Below are 17,073 nucleotides of genomic sequence, written 5' to 3' on the forward strand. Positions count from 1 at the left end.
CTGTAGGAGCGGGCTGGCCACGCGATGGGTTAACCCTCAAAAGTCCAGGCTCACCGCCAGGCTGACGCCCTGCTGACGCAGCTCATCACTCTTGCGCCAGTTGTAGTTCCCCCGCAGGTTCACCCCCGGCACCAGTTCATGGCTGAGGCCCAGGCTTGCCCGGGTCAGGTTGCTGTGCGGCGTGTAGCCGGCCAGGGTGAAGTCGTTGCCCGGCAGGGTGGTCAGGTGCATGGTCAGGTCCTGGCGGTCATCCTCGAACTCGTGTTCGCGCGCGACCTCGGCGAACAACCGCGTGCTTGGCAGCACCTGCACAGTGCCCAGCAGGCCCGCGCCCAGTCGGCGGGACTTGCGCTCCTGATCATCGAAGCTCAGGGCCGTCGAGCGACCGCTCTTCTCGTCATAACCATCGACCTTGACCCGTGCATAGTCTGCGCTGATGAACGGAGCCAGTTGCCAACGGCTCTCGTCAGCGGCCAGGTTGTAGCCCAGCCGTCCACTGATGGCCCAGGCCTCGCCATCAGTGTCGCCTTTCTCGGTGCGTTCGCTGGCGCCGAGGGCAAAGCTGCGCTTGAGGTCGCTGTAGTCCAGGTGGCCGGCAGTCAGCGTAGTATCGGCCCACCAGCGGTTCTGGCGGAACTGGGCGAAGGCACTGGCCAGGTAGCTGTCGAGCTTGTAGTCCGAGTCCTGTTGGCCTGCCTCCAGTTTCTGTCTGTAGACGCCCGCTGCCAGACCGACGCGCCAGGCATCATCGAGCCGGTAGCTGCCGCCGAGGGTCAGGTTGTAGCCGCGGCCATCGCCACTTGCCGAACTGCGCTGGCTGCCGAAATCCAGGTCCTGGGCGCCGGTGGCGACGAAGGCTTGCCACTGGCCGACCGCCTGCCAGGGTGTCTGCCATTGGTTGCGCAGCTCATCCTGGTGAGCACGCAAGCTGGCGTGGGCCATTTCCGGAAGCAGCGTCAGTTCCCAAGGGGCGGCGAGGATGGAGTAGGCGTAGTCGGCGATCAGTTGCTGGCCGGCAATGGTTGGATGTACCGAGTCGTTGAACAGCAGCCGGGTTGGGTCGGGGTTGGTGCCGTTGGCGCCATAGACCGGGTTTTGCACGCAGCTGTCGCCGCTGTAGCAGGTGCCGACCAGGTTCTGGTCGGCGGCCAGGCCGAATTCTGCCGGGCTGCGCAGCGCTTCGCCGAGCAGGGTGGGGATGTTCAGCGGGATGATTTCGGCATCGATCTGGCGCAGTTGGTTGAGCAGCGACTGGTTGAACACGCCCGAGAGCTGCGACAGCGGCCCCTGCTGTGGTGTACCGCTGAAGTTCGGGGTCTGCCCCAGGTCGGGCAGCAGCCACACCATGATGTAGCGCGCCCCGCCCTGTTGCAGGGCCTGGGCGCTGGCGGCGAGGCGCGCACCTGCGGCGGCGGCATCGGCGGCGCTGTTGACGCGGCCTTGAAGGAAGTCGTTGCCGCCGCCGGTGATGTAATAAAGGGCATTCGGATCGGCCTGCAGGCCATTGGCCAGGTAGCCCGGGCGTTCGCGCAGTACGGTCCCGGCTCCCTGGTTGCCCGGCGGTACGATCAGCTCGGAAGAGTCGGTGATGGAGTCGAGGATCTGGTCGGTCCGGTAGCCGCCGACTGCCCAGTTGTTGCCGTCCGGACGAATTCCCAGGGAGGTCGACGGGTTGAGCTGGTCCGGGTCGATGCCGAGGCGCCCGCCGAGGATCATTGGCGATACCGGGGCGAAGTTGCCATTGGCATCACGATTGGTGAAGCGTCGGCCCTCGGTGCCACCGGTGAGGTCGGGGAACTGCCCTGCATCGCTGAGGCTGTCGCCGAACACGATCAGCGAAGAGTATGGCGAGGGTGCTGCCATGGCCTGGCTGCAGGCGAGGGTGAGCAGGCACAGGGCCGTGCGCAGGAAAGGTGGCTGTCGCATGTGTGAAGTTCCTTTTCATTGTTTTTATGGAGACAAGCCCGAAGACCTTAGCAAAAAAGCGCGCGGTCCGTTCGTTTCCCGGTATTTACGGCGTATTGCGCCTCTCGTCGCGGTAGGCTACTGTGCCGGGACGTATGAGCGAGAACTACCCCGTGTTGATCGTCAGCAAACTCCTGATGCGCGTTATCAAGGCTCACGCCCGTTGGCGTTGGCGCGCCTGACTCTTTCTCCTGCCGGTCCTGTCCGGCCCGTCCCCGTTTGCCCTCCTGTCGTTCCAGTTTCGCCGTCGCGGCAGAACCGCGCCCATGGCCGACGCAGGAAGGTTCGAAAGCACAGTCAGTAGATTCAAGAGGTTGCCCCCAGATGTTACTGATGATCGACAATTACGACTCCTTCACCTACAACGTCGTCCAGTACCTCGGCGAGTTGGGTGCCGAGGTCAAGGTCATTCGCAACGACGAACTGACCATCGCCCAGATCGAAGCCCTCAACCCGGAGCGCATCGTCGTCTCGCCCGGCCCTTGCACGCCCAGTGAGGCAGGCGTTTCCATCGAGGCCATCCTGCACTTTGCCGGCAAGCTGCCGATCCTCGGCGTGTGCCTGGGTCACCAGTCCATCGGCCAGGCGTACGGCGGTGACGTGGTGCGGGCCCGCCAGGTAATGCACGGCAAGACCAGCCCAGTGTTCCACCGCGACCTGGGCGTGTTCGCCGGCCTGAACAACCCGTTGACCGTGACCCGCTACCATTCGCTGGTGGTCAAGCGCGAAACCCTGCCTGACTGCCTCGAAGTTACCGCCTGGACTGCCCATGAAGACGGTTCGGTCGACGAGATCATGGGCTTGCGTCACAAGACCCTGAACATCGAAGGGGTGCAGTTCCACCCCGAGTCCATCCTCACCGAGCAGGGTCACGAGCTGTTCGCCAATTTCCTCAAGCAGACCGGCGGCCGCCGCTAAGGACCGATCATGGATATCAAGAGCGCGCTGAGCCGCATCGTCGGCCACCTGGACCTGTCCACAGAAGAAATGCGCGATGTCATGCGTCAGATCATGACCGGACAATGCACCGAGGCGCAGATCGGCGCCTTCCTGATGGGCATGCGCATGAAGAGCGAGAGCATCGACGAGATCGTCGGTGCCGTTTCGGTCATGCGTGAGCTGGCCGACAAGGTCGAGCTCAAGAGCCTCGACGGCGTGGTCGACATTGTCGGCACCGGCGGCGACGGGGCCAACATCTTCAACGTATCCACGGCCTCGGCCTTTGTGCTCGCCGCGGCCGGTTGCCCGGTGGCCAAGCACGGCAACCGGGCGGTGTCCGGCAAGAGCGGCAGCGCCGACCTGCTGGAGGCGGCCGGTATCTACCTGAACCTTACGCCGGTACAGGTGGCCCGCTGCATCGATAGCCTGGGGATCGGTTTCATGTTCGCCCAGACTCACCACAGCGCAATGAAGCATGCCGCTGGCCCGCGCCGCGACCTGGGCCTGCGCACGCTCTTCAACATGCTCGGCCCGCTTACGAATCCGGCCGGTGTGAAGCACCAGGTGGTTGGCGTGTTCACCCAGGCCCTGTGCCGCCCGCTGGCCGAAGTGTTGCAGCGCCTGGGCAGCAAGCATGTGCTGGTGGTGCACTCCAAGGATGGCCTGGACGAATTCAGCCTGGCCGCACCGACCTTCGTCGCGGAACTGAAGAACGGTGAGATCACCGAGTACTGGGTAGAACCGGAAGACCTTGGCATGAAGAGCCAGAGCCTGCACGGCCTGGCGGTCGAGGATCCGCAGGCTTCGCTGGCGCTGATCCGTGACGCCCTGGGCCGCCGCAAGACCGAAAATGGCCAGAAAGCTGCCGAAATGATCGTGCTCAACGCCGGCGCCGCGCTGTATGCCGCCGACCACGCGATGAGCCTGAAATCGGGCGTCGAACTCGCCCACGATGTACTGCACACCGGCCTTGCCTGGGAAAAACTCCAGGAGCTGGGCGCCTTTACCGCGGTATTCAAGCAGGAGAACGGAGCATGAGCGTACCGACGGTGCTGGAAAGAATCATCGCCCGCAAGTTTCAGGAAGTGGCCGAGCGCAGCGCGCGCGTGAGCCTCGCCGAGCTGGAGCGTCTGGCCAAGGTCGCCGATGCTCCGCGCGGCTTTGCCAACGCCTTGATCGAACAGGCCAAGCGCAAGCAGCCGGCGGTCATCGCTGAAATCAAGAAGGCCTCGCCGAGCAAGGGCGTGATCCGCGAGCACTTCGTGCCTGCGGAAATCGCGGTCAGCTACGAGAAGGGCGGCGCGACCTGCCTGTCGGTACTCACCGACGTGGATTACTTCCAGGGCGCTGACGAATACCTGCAACAGGCCCGCGCCGCCGTGTCGCTGCCGGTGATTCGCAAGGACTTCATGGTCGATCCCTACCAGATCGTCGAAGCCCGCGCCCTGGGCGCCGACTGCGTGCTGCTGATCGTCTCGGCACTGGACGATGTGAAGATGGCCGAGCTTGCCGCCACTGCCAAGGATGTCGGTCTCGATGTGCTGGTGGAGGTGCACGATGGCGAAGAGCTGGAGCGCGCGCTGAAAACCCTCGACACGCCGCTGGTGGGGGTCAACAACCGCAACCTGCACACCTTCGAGGTCAGCCTGGATACCACACTCGACCTGCTGCCGCGCATTCCGCGTGACCGCCTGGCGATCACCGAGAGCGGTATCCTCAACCGCGCCGACGTGGAGCTGATGGAAATCAACGAAGTGTATTCGTTCCTGGTGGGCGAGGCCTTCATGCGGGCCGAGCAGCCGGGCTTGGAACTGCAGCGGCTGTTCTTCCCGGATCAGGTGAAGAAGACTGTTCAGCCTCTGGACTGATCAAGATAAGGAAGCCGGCTTGATGCCGGCTTTTTTGTATGCCTGTTCTGGCCCTTTCGTGGGCAAGTGGACCTAACTTCCAAGGTGGATCAATGACCGATCAACCCCTGGCCCTCACCGTCGAGCAGGGCCTGCACGCCGAACAGGAGCTGCTCGCCGCCGTCTGCCGTGGCGAGCGTGAATCTGATGTGCTCTTCTGGCGCCCCACCGACCATGCGCTGGTCATGCCACGGCGCATGAGCCGGCTCGATAATTTCGAAGCTGCCTGTGCGGAGCTGGCGATTGCCGGCTGGCCCGTGCTGCTGCGTGAAACCGGTGGTGAACCCGTGCCGCAATCCCATTCGACGGTGAACGTGGCGCTGGTCTACGTCGCACCGCGCAGCGAAGGCGATCACGGTCGCATCGAGAACGCATACGAGCGCTTGTGCCTGCCGCTGTGCGATGTCTTGCGCGAATGGGGTGGTGTGGCGTCGGTCGGGGAGATCGACGGTGCGTTCTGCGATGGTCGCTACAACGTCAATCTCAACGGCCGCAAGCTGGTCGGCACTGCCCAGCGCTGGCGCCAGGGGCTGGGCGGCAAGCGCCCGGTGGTGCTGGTGCATGGGGCGCTGCTGCTGGACAACGAGCGTGAGTCGATGGTGGCGGCGGTCAATCGTTTCAACGAATGTTGTGGGCTGGAGCAACGCTGCCGTGCCGACAGCCATATTGCCTTGCATGAAGTGGCGCCCGCAGTCCCTTGGTTCGAACGGCTGTCCCAGGCCTACGCCGAGGTGATCGCGGCGCTGCCCAAGGATTAACGGGTGCCGTAGACCACCATGGTCTTGCCCTTGACCTGCACCAGGCTGCGTTCCTCGAGATCCTTGAGCACGCGGCCGACCATCTCGCGCGAGCAGCCGACGATCCGACCGATTTCCTGACGGGTGATCTTGATCTGCATACCGTCGGGGTGGGTCATGGCATCTGGCTGCTTGCACAGGTCGAGCAGGCAACGAGCGACGCGGCCGGTGACGTCGAAGAAGGCCAGGTCGCCGACCTTGCGCGTGGTGTTGCGCAGGCGCTGGGCCATCTGGCTGCCAAGGGCGTAGAGAATGTCCGGATCGTGGCGGGCCAGCTCGCGGAACTTGTCGTAGCTGATCTCGGCCACTTCGCATTCGGTCTTGGCCCGTACCCAGGCACTGCGCTGCTGTTCGGGGCCCGCCGGTTCGAACAACCCCAGCTCACCGAAGAAATCACCATTGTTGAGGTAGGCGATGATCATCTCGTGACCTTCGTCGTCCTCGATCAGGATGGTCACCGAACCCTTGACGATGAACGACAGCGTCTCGGCTCGGTCGCCGGCGCAGATGATGTTGCTCTTGGCGGCATAGCGGCGGCGTTGGCAGTGCACCAGCAGCTTGTCGATATTCTTGATCTTGGCAGGGAGTGCTGAGGCTACCATCACGAAATCCTGTTCGAGCGACGCAGAGGCATTTTGTAGGAGGTTACTGACAGGGGCGCCAGTGATTTGGCGTCAGCTTATCAGACACTTTGGGTTTATCGGCATGAAACCCTAACGTCTTGAGCTTTTCCGGCGGCGCTACAAGGTCTAAGCTGACGGCCTTTTACGAAATCAGGAGTCCGGATAGATGAAGGCGCGCATCCAGTGGGCCGGTGAGGCCATGTTCCTCGGTGAGTCGGGGAGTGGGCATGTCGTGGTCATGGACGGTCCTCCCGAGGCTGGCGGTCGTAACCTGGGCGTACGCCCGATGGAGATGCTGCTGCTCGGCCTGGGTGGCTGCAGCAGTTTCGATGTGGTCAGCATCCTGAAGAAGTCCCGACAGGCGGTGGAAAGCTGCGAAGCCTTCCTTGAGGCCGAGCGAGCCGGCGAAGATCCGAAGGTGTTCACCAAGATCCACCTGAATTTCGTGGTCAAAGGCCGCGGGCTGAAGGAAGCGCAGGTCAAGCGGGCAGTGGAGCTGTCGGCCGAGAAATATTGCTCGGCCTCGATCATGCTTGATCGGGCGGGCGTGGAAATCACCCATGGCTACGAGATCGTGGAGCTGGGTTGAGACTGTGGGGCCGCCTGGCGGCCCCGGTTTTCAGTCACGCAGGGCTGGCAGCGCGTCCAGTAGCCATTGCGGCAGTTTTGCCCGCAACGATTGACTCAGTCGTTCACGACGCTTCTGGTAGGCAAGGCCCAGGCCGATCACGCCAAGCCCGATCAATGTGATCACCACCGGGAACAGCAGCGACTCGGCGAACACGTCATACGACAGGTAGCCCAGGTACGCAGCCACGCCCATGGCACCGAATACCATGAACATCGGGCGGCGCAGCAGCACTGCACATCCCATCAGGCCAAGGTTGATCAGGCAATAGAGCGCCTTGCCCACTTCACTGTCGCTGTTCATCGAAGTCAGCCCGCCCCAGAAGGCCAGAAGCCCTGCCAGGTAACCCCAGTAGGCGTAGTCGCGGCGCGTGCGACCGTCCACTGCCAGGAACGCGGCCAGCAACAGCAGGCCGAACCACACCGAGACGTTCTGGCGCTGCTCCCAACTGAACACTTCGCCGTAGAACCATTCGCTGAGGTCCATGGACATGAACCACAGGGCCACCGCGATTGGCATCACGATGAAGGGGAAAGGCACCAGGCGCAGCATCGCCAGCCCGGCGACGACGGTTGCCGCTTCCATCAGCAGCCAGCCGCCTTGCACGTAGGTGTAGTACTGGTGGTAGTCGAACTGCACGTCATCCAGCGGCCACCAGCCGAGCAGGCGTTCGAGGGCGAACACTGCCAGCGGTACGATGCTCACGGCGACGGCGGCCAGAACCCCGGCGGCAATGGCCTGCCCGCGGCGCTGGAGTGACAGGGCGAACAGGGTAAGGCTGGCGATATAGAGCAGGGCGATGGCGAGCAGCGCCGAGTCACCAATGCGCATCCACGCCTCGGTGAGCAGCCAGCCCATGGCCGCCATGATCAGCAGTGCGCCGAAGTAGAAGGCGACATGGGCCAACTGGAACCGGCCCTGTTGCTGCGGTTGCTGGCGCAGGAATTCGAGCAGTGCCCGATCCTGGCCTGGCTGGAGGACGCCGGCGCTTACCGCGCTGGCCAGATCCTTGGCATCGAAGCGCTCGGTCATCGGTGGGTCCTAGATGCGGTAGGTGCTCTTGGTCATCACCTTGGCCAGCAGGCTCATGCCGAAACGCACCGGGGCCGGGAAACGATAGCCGCCGGCTTCCAGAGCGGATTCGGCGTGTTGCTCTTCATCGACGCGCATCTGTTCGAGAATGGCGCGGGATTTTTCGTCTTCTTCGGGGATCTGTTCGAGGTGCTCGTCCAGGTGCTTGCAGACCTGGTGCTCGGTGGCGGCGACGAAGCCCAGGCTGACCTTGTCGCTGACCAGGCCGGCGAGGGCACCGATGCCGAACGACATGCCGTAGAACAGCGGGTTGAGCACACTTGGGTGGCTGCCCAGTTGGCGGATGCGCTGCTCGCACCAGGCCAGGTGGTCGATTTCTTCCTCGGCGGCATGCTCCATGGCCTTGCGTACCTGCGGCAGCTTGGCGGTCAGGGCCTGACCTTGGTAGAGCGCCTGGGCGCAGACCTCACCGGTATGGTTGATGCGCATCAGGCCGGCAATATGGCGGGTCTGGGACTCGTCCAGCTCGGCATCCGGCTGGATGATCGCAGGCGAGGGACGGGAAGGTTGGCCGCTGAAGGGCAGCAGGGTGCGCATGGCGGTATCAGCCTGCAGCAACAAGCGGTCGAGCGGCGAATAGTGACGTTCGGTAGCCATCGGGCACCTCCACTAAAGTGATGCCCGACAGTTTAACTCAATCATGCCGGATGGGCTTGCCTTGGGTCAGCCCGGCGGCCAGTTCATCTGACGCTGGCCGAGCACGTGCATGTGAATGTGGTAGACCGTCTGCCCACCCTTGGGGTTGCAGTTCATGACCACACGGAAACCTTCCTCGCAGCCTTGCTCGACGGCCAGGCGCTGGGCGGTGAACAGGATGTGGCCAGCCAGGGCCTTGTCCTCATCGGTCAGGTCGTTGAGGGTCCGGATGTGCTTTTTCGGGATGACCAGAAAATGTACCGGCGCTGCAGGGGCGATATCCTTGAAGGCCAGGATCTGGTCGTCTTCGTAGATGATATCCGCCGGGATTTCCCGGTTGATGATCTTGAGGAATAGATCGTCCACGTCACTTGCTCCTTGGTGAGGGTCGAAGCGCAGTGTACTCAGCGAGGCGCTGCTCGGACAGAGGTCATTCGGCGCCGATCGGGCAGTAGCGACGATGGATCACGCCCGCCAGCTTGCGGCTCAACCAGCGCGGCAGAAGGCGTGGGGCGAAGGCCAGCCAGCGATTGCGTCGGCCCGGCATGATCAGGGCGCGGTTCTTGTCCAGCGCGCGCACGGTGTAGAGCGCCACTTCTTCGGCGCTCAGGCAGCGCGAACTGCCCTCCAGGCGCGGGATGTGTCGTTTTGCCGAGTGGATCGGGCCCGGGCACAAAACCGACACCTTGATCCCGGTACGACGCAGTTCTTCGCGCAGGGCTTCCGAGAAATTCAGTACATAGGCCTTGCTGGCGCTGTAGCACGCCATCCACGGACCCGGCGCGGCGCTGGCCAGTGAGGCCACGTTGAGGATCTGGCCGCCACCGTGCACCGCCATCAGGTTGCCGATGGCGTGGCACAGGCGGGTGAGGGCGAGGATATTGACCTCCAGCAGGTCTTGTTCGTCGGCCCACTCATGGGCCAGGAAGGGCCCATAGGTGCGCTGCCCGGCACAGTTGACCAGCAGGTCGATGCGCCGCTCGCCCTCTTCCAGCTCGAGTACGAACCCCGAGAGGCGCAAAGGCTGGCTGAGGTCGCAGGCGCGCAGCAAGACCTCGACGCCGAAGCGCTGGGTCAGCTCGACCGCGATTGGCTCAAGGGTTTCGCGGTGGCGTGCCACCAGGATCAGGTTGCGCCCGCGCCGCGCCAGGGCCTCCGCCAGGGCCAGGCCCAGGCCGCTGGAAGCTCCGGTGATCATGGCGTAACGGGTCATGCAAGGCTCCTGGGGGCGGAAGAGGGCGCCTAGTGTACAGCTTGGCTGGGGCTGTTGTGGTCTTTTGCAGGGCTTCAGCGCGCCAGTTCAGCGGTGCGAAGCTGGGCGGCTCGGTATTCGTCACGCAGGCGCTCGATCAGCGCTGCCGTATCGGGCAGGTCATGGATACCGCCCGCGCCCTGGCCCGCCGACCACACGGTTTTCCAGGCCTTGGCTTCTTCATCCAGCGGTTTGAGCTTGGCCTCACCCGGGTTGTGCTTGAGCGCGGCCATGTCGTAACCGGCCTGCTCGAGGCTCTGGCGCAGGAAACTGGCCGGCACACCCGAGACCGCCGGGGTGTGGACGATGTCGGCGGCGTGGGCATCGAGCAGCATTTGTTTGTAGGCCCCCTGGGCTTGGCTCTCGCGGGTGGCGATGAAGCGTGTGCCCATGTAGGCGAGGTCCGCGCCCAGCAGACGTGCTGCGAGGATTTCGTGACCGTGGTTGATGCAGCCGGCCAACAGCAGAGTCTTGTCGAAGAACTGGCGAATCTCCGCGACCAGGGCGAAGGGGCTCCAGGTCCCGGCATGACCGCCGGCACCCGCAGCCACGGCAATCAGGCCATCAACGCCGGCCTCGGCGGCTTTCTCGGCGTGACGACGGGTGGTGACATCGTGGAACACCAGGCCGCCATAGCCGTGCACCGCGTCTACCACCTCCTTCGCAGCGCCCAGGCTGGTGATCACGATCGGCACCCGGTGCTCCACGCACAGGGCGAGGTCGGCCTGCAGGCGCGGGTTGCTCGGGTGCACGATCAGGTTCACGGCATAAGGCGCAGGTGCCTGCAATTGCGCAAGGCCCGCCTCGATCTCCTCCAGCCAGGCCTTGAAGCCGGCGCTGTCGCGCTGGTTCAGCGCCGGAAAGCTACCCACCACACCGTTGGCGCAGCAAGCCAGTACCAGCTGCGGATTGGAGATCAGGAACATCGGCGCGGCGACCACGGGCAGTCGCAGGCGGTGTTCGAGTGTTGCAGGCAGGGACATGGCAAGGCTCCTTCGCTCAGGGGTTAGGCTCAGAACGGTTTGACCACCACCAGAATTACGATGGCCAGCAGGATCAGCACCGGTACTTCGTTGAACCAGCGGTAGTACACATGGCTGCGGGTGTTCTGTCCGGCGGCGAAGCGTTTGCGCTGTGCGCCGCATACGTGATGGTAGCCGGTCAGCAGGATCACCAGGGTCAGCTTGGCGTGCAGCCAGCCCTGGCTCAGCCAGCCGGGCGTCAGGTAGAGCATCCAGATACCGAACACGTAGGTTGCGATCATCGCCGGGTTCATGATGCCGCGGTACAGCTTGCGCTCCATGGTGACGAAGCGTTCCTGGCTGATGCTGTCCTGGCTCTGGGCGTGGTAGACGAACAGGCGCGGCAGGTAGAACAGGCCGGCGAACCAGCAGACCACGCTGACGATATGCAGCGCCTTGATCCAGAGATAGAGCATGGGGGAGTTCCTTCAGGTTTTCACGGTGGTCAGATAGTAGTGGTCCGGCACTGCGAAGGGGTACCCAAGAGTTGTTACAGGCGTCACGTAACCCTATTATCGTGCGCTTTCCAGTGGTCTCGTTGATGAGGGGCAAGCGTTATGATCAAGGTCGGTATCGTCGGCGGCACGGGTTACACCGGTGTCGAACTGTTGCGCCTGCTGGCACAGCACCCACAGGCCGAGGTAGCGGTCATCACGTCGCGCTCCGAGGCGGGTGTCGCGGTGGCCGACATGTACCCGAACCTGCGCGGCCACTATGACGGCCTGCAGTTCAGCGTCCCGGACAGCAAGACCCTCGGCGCCTGCGATGTGGTGTTCTTCGCCACACCGCATGGCGTTGCCCATGCCCTGGCCGGCGAGCTGCTGGCCGCCGGGACCAAAGTCATCGACCTGTCTGCCGACTTCCGTCTGCAGGACGCCGTCGAGTGGGGCAAGTGGTACGGCCAGCCGCACGGCGCGCCGGAACTGCTCAAGGATGCCGTCTACGGCCTGCCTGAAGTGAACCGCGAGAAGATCCGCCAGGCGCGTCTGATCGCCGTGCCAGGCTGCTACCCGACCGCCACCCAGCTTGGTTTCCTGCCACTGCTCGAAGCGGGTCTGGCCGATCCGTCGCGCCTGATTGCCGACTGCAAGTCGGGTGTCAGTGGCGCAGGCCGCGGTGCTGCAGTGGGCTCGCTGTTCTGCGAGGCTGGCGAAAGCATGAAGGCCTATGCGGTCAAAGGCCACCGTCACCTGCCGGAAATCAGCCAAGGCCTGCGCCTGGCGGCGGGCAAGGATATCGGCCTGACCTTCGTACCTCACCTGACCCCGATGATCCGCGGTATTCACGCCACTCTCTACGCGAATGTGGTCGACACCTCGGTTGACCTGCAGGCGCTGTTCGAAAAGCGCTACGCGAACGAGCCGTTCGTCGACGTGATGCCGGCCGGCAGCCACCCAGAGACGCGCAGCGTGCGCGGCGCCAACGTCTGCCGTATTGCCGTTCATCGCCCGCAGGGTGGTGATCTGGTGGTGGTGCTGTCGGTGATCGACAATCTGGTCAAGGGCGCGTCCGGCCAGGCAGTACAGAACCTGAACATCCTGTTCGGGCTGGATGAGCGCATGGGCCTTTCCCACGCGGGGCTGCTGCCTTAATCGTCAAGAAGGTGAGAAGGCCCGCCCCGTGCGGGCCTTTTAGTTTGTCTCGACCAAAGCCGCACAATTCTTGACCAATTTTCTCGGAGAAGCGGATAATGCGCGTCATCGAGTTTTATGGCGGCTTACGCCGGGAGAACCAACATGAGCGTCGAAACCTTCACCCCCACCGCTTTGGAGTTTACCCAAGGGGCTGCGCACAAGGTGAAGACTCTGGTATCCGAGGAAGGCAATGATCGCCTCAAGCTGCGTGTGTTCGTCACAGGCGGCGGTTGCTCGGGTTTCCAGTACGGCTTCACTTTCGATGAAGACGTGGCCGATGACGACACCATTGTCGAGCGCGAAGGCGTTTCGCTGGTCGTCGATCCAATGAGCTTCCAGTACCTGGCCGGTGCTGAAGTGGACTACCAGGAAGGTCTGGAAGGCTCGCGCTTCGTGATCAAGAACCCGAATGCCGCCACCACCTGCGGGTGCGGTTCGTCGTTCTCGATCTGAGTCCGGCTTCAACGAAAACGCCGCGCAATTGCGCGGCGTTTTCGTTTCTGTCGATCAGGACGGGTAGATCGCGCCCAGCACTCGCAGCCCTCTGGCCGCCGTGACGCTTGGGCGGTTCGCCGGGATGCCTTCGAGGCAGCAATGAGCCAGCCATGCGAATGCCATCGCCTCGACCCAGTCCGGGTCAATACCTTGGGCATCGGTGCTGGTCACTTTCGCGGCCGGCAGCAGGGCGGCCAGCCTATTCATCAGGGTGCCATTGCGTGCGCCGCCGCCACAGACCATCAGGGCTTCGGTGCCTTGCTGGGCATTGCGCAAGGCATCGGTGATGCTGCGGGCGGTCAGTTCCAGCAGGGTGGCCTGAACGTCTTCGTCGCGATAACGCGGCAGCCTTGCCAGGTGAGCGTCGAGCCAGGGCAGGTTGAATACCTCGCGCCCGGTGCTCTTGGGGCCATTGCCGGCGAAGAACGGATCGCTCAGCAGCGCTGCCAGCAATTCGTCCTGCACCTTGCCGCTTGCCGCCCATGCGCCATCGGCGTCGAAGGTCTGGCCGCGCTTGCGCTCGATCCACGCATCCAGCAGCACATTGCCCGGGCCGCAGTCGAAGCCATGCACTGGCGTGTCTTGGGCAATGAGGCTCAGGTTGCTGAAGCCACCGACGTTGAGTACTGCCAGGCGCTGCCCCAGGTGGGCGAACAAGGCTTCGTGGAAGGCCGGGACCAGTGGTGCGCCCTGGCCGCCTGCGGCCACGTCGCGGCGACGGAAATCACCCACCACGCAGATGCCGGTCAGCTCGGCGAGCAATGCCGGGTTGCCGATCTGCACGGTAAAGCCGCGGGCTGGTTCGTGGCGGATGGTCTGGCCGTGGCTGCCGATGGCGCGGATGGCGCTGGGCTCGAGTTTCTGCTCGGCCAGCAATTGCCGGATGCCCTCTGCAGCAAGGCTGGCCCAGCGATTTTCGGCCAGCGCTGCCCGTGCGATCTCGTCAGGGCCACTGGCACAGAGGCTCAGCAGGTCCTGGCGAAGGTCGGAGGGCATGGGCAGGTAGCAGGTGGCGAGCAACCGTGGCTGCTCGCACTGTTCGATCAGGGCAATGTCCAGGCCGTCAAGGCTGGTGCCGGACATCACCCCCAGGTAGAGCGCCATGGATCAGCGCTTGTTGGCGGCGAGCAGCGTGGCCTTTTCCTGATCCATGCGAGCGATCAGGGGTTGGCTTTGCTGCAGGAAGCGCTGGCGCTCGGCCTTGGCGATCGGATCGGCCATCGGCACCTTCTGGCTCAGCGGGTCGACATGGACGCCGTTGACCTGGAACTCGTAGTGCAGGTGCGGGCCAGTGGAAAGGCCGGTGGTGCCGATATAGCCGATGATCTGGCCCTGCTTGACGTTGCTGCCGGTCTTGATGCCTTTGGCGAAGCCTTGCATGTGGCCATACAGGGTCTTGTAGGTGTTGCCGTGGGCGATGATCACTGTGTTGCCGTAGCCGCCGCGGCGGCCGGCCAGTTCGATGCGGCCATCACCGGCTGCCTTGATCGGCGTGCCGCGAGGCGCTGCATAGTCGACACCTTTATGGGCGCGAATCTTGTTCAGGATCGGGTGCTTGCGCCCGGCGGAGAAGCGCGAGCTGATGCGGGCGAAGTCCACCGGTGTGCGGATGAACGCCTTTCGCAGGCTGTTGCCGTCAGCGGTGTAGTAGCTGGTATTGCCCTGCTTGTTGGTGTAGCGCACGGCGGTGTAGGTCTTGCCGCGATTGGTGAAACGCGCCGAGAGGATGTTGCCGGTGCCGACCACCTTGCCATCCATGACCTTTTGTTCGTAGACCACGTCGAATTCGTCGCCAGGGCGGATGTCCTGGGCGAAGTCGATGTCGTAGCCCAGCACGCGGGCCATATCCATGGTCAGGCTGTGGGAAAGGCCGGCACGTTGGGCCGAGGCCGAGAGCGAGCTCTTGATGACGCCATGGGCGTAGGCGGTTCGCACCAGGGGCTTGGTGATTTCGCGTTCGAACGCGTAGCCCTTGTCGGTCTTGTTCAGGCGGATGCTTTCGAGGTTGCTGACCTGGCTGTGCAAGCTGGCCAGTTGGCCGTCCTTGTCCAGTTCGAACTGTAGCACCTGGCCGTGTTTCAGCTGGCTGAACTGCTTGGCTTGCTTGTCGCTGGCCAGAACGTCATGCACGACGTTGGCGGGCAGGCCCACTTTGGCGAACAGTGTGGAGAGGGTGTCGCCACGGGCGACCACGACTTCGCGATGACCGGGGGCCTTGTCTTGCGCCTTCTCCTGCGCGACGGGTTGCGGCTGTCCGGCGGCCTGTTCTGTAGCGGGTTCATCCCCTTCGATCTGGGCGAAGGGCGAGCCGGTGGATTCGGTGGACTGCACCAGCGGTGCGGCCTTGGATTCGTCTTTGAGTTGCTCGGCCGGGGTTTCGAGCTCGAGGTTGAGGGTGGTCTTCTTCGCTTCTACGTCGCTGGAGGGAAATACCAGCAAGGCCAGGCTGAGCAGGGCGGCGATGCCGCTGGCGGCCAACAGATGGCTTTTCGGATAAAGCGGGGGCGCTTTAGGCGTGTCGTTGGTCATAGATGAGGTGACTTTGAAAAAGTGAATGAAAAAGGTGACTGAATACGCTGAAAAACACGGTGGAAAAGATGAATGACATGATGAAGATGAAATAACTGTATAAAATATAACCAAATCCATTTTCGCGCAAGGGCGCGTAGACGCCGCAAGGCGCCTTCCGGGTCACATTCCGTTGCGAAACTTGTATTTGACGGCCGATCTTGTATGGTTGGTCCCCTTTGAATCTGAGCCTTGCGGGTCTGTCTATGAAGTCGGTTGAAGAGCAGCTGGCGCTTATCAAGCGCGGTGCGGAAGAGGTGTTGGTCGAGTCGGAACTGGTGGAGAAGCTCAAGCGCGGCCAGCCGCTGCGTATCAAGGCTGGCTTCGACCCAACGGCTCCTGACCTGCATCTGGGTCACACCGTGCTGATCAACAAGCTGCGGCAGTTCCAGGAATTGGGGCATCAGGTGATCTTCCTGATCGGTGACTTCACCGGCATGATCGGTGACCCTAGCGGCAAGAGTGCCACGCGCCCGCCGCTGACCCGCGAGCAGGTTCTGGACAACGCCGAAACCTATAAGCAGCAAGTGTTCAAGATTCTCGACCCGGCCAAGACCGAGGTCGCGTTCAATTCTACCTGGATGGATAAGCTGACCCCGGCCGACTTCATTCGTCTGGCGTCCCAGTACACCGTCGCGCGCATGCTCGAGCGTGACGACTTCGACAAGCGCTACACCAGCCAGCAACCGATCGCCATCCATGAGTTCCTCTATCCGCTGGTGCAGGGTTACGACTCGGTTGCGCTCAAGGCGGATGTCGAGCTCGGTGGTACCGACCAGAAGTTCAACCTGTTGATGGGGCGTGAGCTGCAGCGCGCCTATGGCCAGGAAGCTCAGAACATCGTGACCATGCCGTTGCTCGAAGGGCTCGATGGCGTGAAGAAGATGTCCAAGTCGCTGGGTAACTATGTGGGTATCCAGGAAGCGCCTGGGGTGATGTACAGCAAGCTGGTCTCAATTCCGGATACGCTGATGTGGCGCTACTTCGAGCTGCTGAGCTTCCGCTCGATGGACGAGATCGATCAGTTCCGCGCCGATGTCGAGAAGGGTGCGAACCCGCGCGACATCAAGATCAAGCTGGCCGAAGAGATCGTGGCGCGTTTCCATGGTGAAGAGGCTGCGGCGAATGCTCACCGTGCTGCGGGCAACCGCATGAAGGAGGGCGAGCTGCCTGAGGATCTGCCGGAGATCGAAGTCGCTGCGGCTGAAGACCTGCCGATCGCTGCGGTGCTGAACCGTGCGGGTCTGGTAAAGAACTCGGCCCAGGCGCGTGATCTGCTCGGTAGCGGCGCGGTCAAGGTTGATGGTGCAGTCGTCGACAAGGACTTCTTGTTTGTCCTGGGTGCTACCCATGTGTGCCAGGCGGGTAAGAAGTCGTTTGGCCGGGTTACCTTGAAGGTCGAGTGATTGGTTGCGGGTGTAGCTATATATATAAGGCCAGCAGCAGCCTGGTTGCAGATGTGTTCATCAGCGCGTCCTTATTGTTCGGTCAAGGCGCTGCCTGCACGGTCGAGCA

18 protein-coding genes are annotated in these 17,073 nt (G+C 63.1%); 8 read left to right on the forward strand and 10 right to left on the reverse strand.

What is annotated here, in order from left to right; translation table 11 throughout:
- Nucleotides 1–36: 36 nt before the first annotated feature.
- Nucleotides 37–1,926, reverse strand: a complete 1,890-nt coding sequence (gene estP, locus ACPZMI_RS07240) for an esterase EstP (protein ID WP_288375705.1) — start codon at nt 1,924–1,926, stop codon at nt 37–39.
- A 363-nt stretch (nt 1,927–2,289) separates the two neighbouring features.
- On the opposite strand from estP, the gene ACPZMI_RS07245 reads away from it, so the two are divergent.
- The 4 genes from ACPZMI_RS07245 (at nt 2,290) to ACPZMI_RS07260 (ending at nt 5,569) form a co-directional block, all read left to right on the forward strand.
- Entirely contained in the window at nt 2,290–2,883 is a 594-nt protein-coding gene (locus ACPZMI_RS07245; RefSeq protein WP_186667563.1) for an aminodeoxychorismate/anthranilate synthase component II, read from the forward strand.
- A 9-nt stretch (nt 2,884–2,892) separates the two neighbouring features.
- Nucleotides 2,893–3,942 carry an anthranilate phosphoribosyltransferase gene (gene trpD, locus ACPZMI_RS07250; RefSeq protein WP_186667564.1) on the forward strand — a complete coding sequence of 350 codons (1,050 nt, stop codon included), beginning with the start codon at nt 2,893–2,895 and terminating at the stop codon, nt 3,940–3,942.
- On the forward strand, nt 3,939–4,772 hold the full coding sequence (trpC, locus tag ACPZMI_RS07255; RefSeq protein ID WP_288375702.1) for an indole-3-glycerol phosphate synthase TrpC: 834 nt from the start codon (nt 3,939–3,941) through the stop codon (nt 4,770–4,772). Before trpD ends, trpC begins: the two co-directional genes overlap by 4 nt.
- A gap of 92 nt (nt 4,773–4,864) precedes the next feature.
- Nucleotides 4,865–5,569, forward strand: coding sequence for a lipoate--protein ligase family protein (locus ACPZMI_RS07260; protein ID WP_426351963.1), 705 nt, complete (start codon nt 4,865–4,867; stop codon nt 5,567–5,569).
- On the opposite strand, the gene crp is transcribed toward ACPZMI_RS07260, so the two are convergent.
- Complete coding sequence (gene crp / locus ACPZMI_RS07265) at nt 5,566–6,210, reverse strand: cAMP-activated global transcriptional regulator CRP (protein ID WP_054925379.1); 645 nt, start codon at nt 6,208–6,210, stop codon at nt 5,566–5,568. The two genes, ACPZMI_RS07260 and crp, sit on opposite strands and share 4 nt — an antisense overlap.
- Nucleotides 6,211–6,397: 187 nt before the next feature.
- Between crp and ACPZMI_RS07270 the strand changes: the two genes are divergently transcribed.
- Complete coding sequence (locus ACPZMI_RS07270) at nt 6,398–6,820, forward strand: OsmC family protein (RefSeq protein WP_426351964.1); 423 nt, start codon at nt 6,398–6,400, stop codon at nt 6,818–6,820.
- A 30-nt stretch (nt 6,821–6,850) separates the two neighbouring features.
- On the opposite strand, the gene ACPZMI_RS07275 is transcribed toward ACPZMI_RS07270, so the two are convergent.
- The 6 genes from ACPZMI_RS07275 to hemJ form a co-directional block, all read right to left on the reverse strand.
- A complete protein-coding gene (locus tag ACPZMI_RS07275) occupies nt 6,851–7,891 on the reverse strand; it encodes a DUF2157 domain-containing protein (RefSeq protein WP_186709558.1) in 1,041 nt (346 codons plus the stop codon).
- A gap of 9 nt (nt 7,892–7,900) precedes the next feature.
- Nucleotides 7,901–8,548, reverse strand: a complete 648-nt coding sequence (gene coq7 / locus ACPZMI_RS07280) for a 2-polyprenyl-3-methyl-6-methoxy-1,4-benzoquinone monooxygenase (RefSeq protein WP_112897195.1) — start codon at nt 8,546–8,548, stop codon at nt 7,901–7,903.
- A 66-nt stretch (nt 8,549–8,614) separates the two neighbouring features.
- Nucleotides 8,615–8,953 carry a histidine triad nucleotide-binding protein gene (locus ACPZMI_RS07285; RefSeq protein ID WP_426351965.1) on the reverse strand — a complete coding sequence of 113 codons (339 nt, stop codon included), beginning with the start codon at nt 8,951–8,953 and terminating at the stop codon, nt 8,615–8,617.
- Nucleotides 8,954–9,017: 64 nt separating this feature from the next.
- Nucleotides 9,018–9,800 (reverse strand): SDR family NAD(P)-dependent oxidoreductase, encoded by a 783-nt coding sequence (locus ACPZMI_RS07290; RefSeq protein WP_426351966.1) that lies wholly within the window; start codon nt 9,798–9,800, stop codon nt 9,018–9,020.
- A gap of 74 nt (nt 9,801–9,874) precedes the next feature.
- Nucleotides 9,875–10,822 (reverse strand): NAD(P)H-dependent flavin oxidoreductase, encoded by a 948-nt coding sequence (locus ACPZMI_RS07295; protein WP_426351967.1) that lies wholly within the window; start codon nt 10,820–10,822, stop codon nt 9,875–9,877.
- A gap of 29 nt (nt 10,823–10,851) precedes the next feature.
- Nucleotides 10,852–11,277: a protoporphyrinogen oxidase HemJ gene (gene hemJ, locus ACPZMI_RS07300; protein ID WP_186709560.1), complete on the reverse strand. Its 426-nt coding sequence runs from the start codon at nt 11,275–11,277 to the stop codon at nt 10,852–10,854.
- Between the two features lie 141 nt (nt 11,278–11,418).
- On the opposite strand from hemJ, the gene argC reads away from it, so the two are divergent.
- Together argC and erpA are read left to right on the forward strand one after the other, a co-directional pair.
- On the forward strand, nt 11,419–12,453 hold the full coding sequence (gene argC / locus ACPZMI_RS07305; protein ID WP_063542462.1) for an N-acetyl-gamma-glutamyl-phosphate reductase: 1,035 nt from the start codon (nt 11,419–11,421) through the stop codon (nt 12,451–12,453).
- Between the two features lie 144 nt (nt 12,454–12,597).
- The gene (gene erpA, locus ACPZMI_RS07310) at nt 12,598–12,948 is read left to right on the forward strand and encodes an iron-sulfur cluster insertion protein ErpA (protein WP_186667571.1); all 351 of its coding nucleotides are present in this window, start codon (nt 12,598–12,600) and stop codon (nt 12,946–12,948) included.
- Between the two features lie 54 nt (nt 12,949–13,002).
- Here erpA and ACPZMI_RS07315 read toward each other — a convergent pair whose 3' ends face one another.
- Nucleotides 13,003–14,094, reverse strand: a complete 1,092-nt coding sequence (locus tag ACPZMI_RS07315; protein WP_426351968.1) for an anhydro-N-acetylmuramic acid kinase — start codon at nt 14,092–14,094, stop codon at nt 13,003–13,005.
- A gap of 3 nt (nt 14,095–14,097) precedes the next feature.
- Nucleotides 14,098–15,519, reverse strand: a complete 1,422-nt coding sequence (locus tag ACPZMI_RS07320) for a peptidoglycan DD-metalloendopeptidase family protein (RefSeq protein WP_426351969.1) — start codon at nt 15,517–15,519, stop codon at nt 14,098–14,100.
- Nucleotides 15,520–15,764: 245 nt separating this feature from the next.
- Between ACPZMI_RS07320 and tyrS the strand changes: the two genes are divergently transcribed.
- The gene (gene tyrS / locus ACPZMI_RS07325) at nt 15,765–16,964 is read left to right on the forward strand and encodes a tyrosine--tRNA ligase (protein WP_426351970.1); all 1,200 of its coding nucleotides are present in this window, start codon (nt 15,765–15,767) and stop codon (nt 16,962–16,964) included.
- Nucleotides 16,965–17,073 lie beyond the last annotated feature (109 nt).

It is taken from the genome of Pseudomonas wayambapalatensis, assembly GCF_049942315.1.
Taxonomy (GTDB): domain Bacteria; phylum Pseudomonadota; class Gammaproteobacteria; order Pseudomonadales; family Pseudomonadaceae; genus Aquipseudomonas; species Aquipseudomonas wayambapalatensis.

Excerpts from the sequence above, each read along its gene's own strand:
- argC (WP_063542462.1), top strand. The coding sequence starts at position 11,419 with ATGATCAAGGTCGGTATCGTCGGCGGCACGGGTTACACCGGTGTCGAA.
- ACPZMI_RS07270 (WP_426351964.1), top strand. The coding sequence starts at position 6,398 with ATGAAGGCGCGCATCCAGTGGGCCGGTGAGGCCATGTTCCTCGGTGAG.
- coq7 (WP_112897195.1), bottom strand. The coding sequence starts at position 8,548 with ATGGCTACCGAACGTCACTATTCGCCGCTCGACCGCTTGTTGCTGCAG.
- ACPZMI_RS07245 (WP_186667563.1), top strand. The coding sequence starts at position 2,290 with ATGTTACTGATGATCGACAATTACGACTCCTTCACCTACAACGTCGTC.
- erpA (WP_186667571.1), top strand. The coding sequence starts at position 12,598 with ATGAGCGTCGAAACCTTCACCCCCACCGCTTTGGAGTTTACCCAAGGG.
- ACPZMI_RS07320 (WP_426351969.1), bottom strand. The coding sequence starts at position 15,519 with ATGACCAACGACACGCCTAAAGCGCCCCCGCTTTATCCGAAAAGCCAT.
- ACPZMI_RS07315 (WP_426351968.1), bottom strand. The coding sequence starts at position 14,094 with ATGGCGCTCTACCTGGGGGTGATGTCCGGCACCAGCCTTGACGGCCTG.
- trpD (WP_186667564.1), top strand. The coding sequence starts at position 2,893 with ATGGATATCAAGAGCGCGCTGAGCCGCATCGTCGGCCACCTGGACCTG.
- tyrS (WP_426351970.1), top strand. The coding sequence starts at position 15,765 with ATGAAGTCGGTTGAAGAGCAGCTGGCGCTTATCAAGCGCGGTGCGGAA.
- ACPZMI_RS07260 (WP_426351963.1), top strand. The coding sequence starts at position 4,865 with ATGACCGATCAACCCCTGGCCCTCACCGTCGAGCAGGGCCTGCACGCC.
- hemJ (WP_186709560.1), bottom strand. The coding sequence starts at position 11,277 with ATGCTCTATCTCTGGATCAAGGCGCTGCATATCGTCAGCGTGGTCTGC.
- ACPZMI_RS07290 (WP_426351966.1), bottom strand. The coding sequence starts at position 9,800 with ATGACCCGTTACGCCATGATCACCGGAGCTTCCAGCGGCCTGGGCCTG.
- ACPZMI_RS07275 (WP_186709558.1), bottom strand. The coding sequence starts at position 7,891 with ATGACCGAGCGCTTCGATGCCAAGGATCTGGCCAGCGCGGTAAGCGCC.
- crp (WP_054925379.1), bottom strand. The coding sequence starts at position 6,210 with ATGGTAGCCTCAGCACTCCCTGCCAAGATCAAGAATATCGACAAGCTG.
- ACPZMI_RS07295 (WP_426351967.1), bottom strand. The coding sequence starts at position 10,822 with ATGTCCCTGCCTGCAACACTCGAACACCGCCTGCGACTGCCCGTGGTC.
- trpC (WP_288375702.1), top strand. The coding sequence starts at position 3,939 with ATGAGCGTACCGACGGTGCTGGAAAGAATCATCGCCCGCAAGTTTCAG.
- estP (WP_288375705.1), bottom strand. The coding sequence starts at position 1,926 with ATGCGACAGCCACCTTTCCTGCGCACGGCCCTGTGCCTGCTCACCCTC.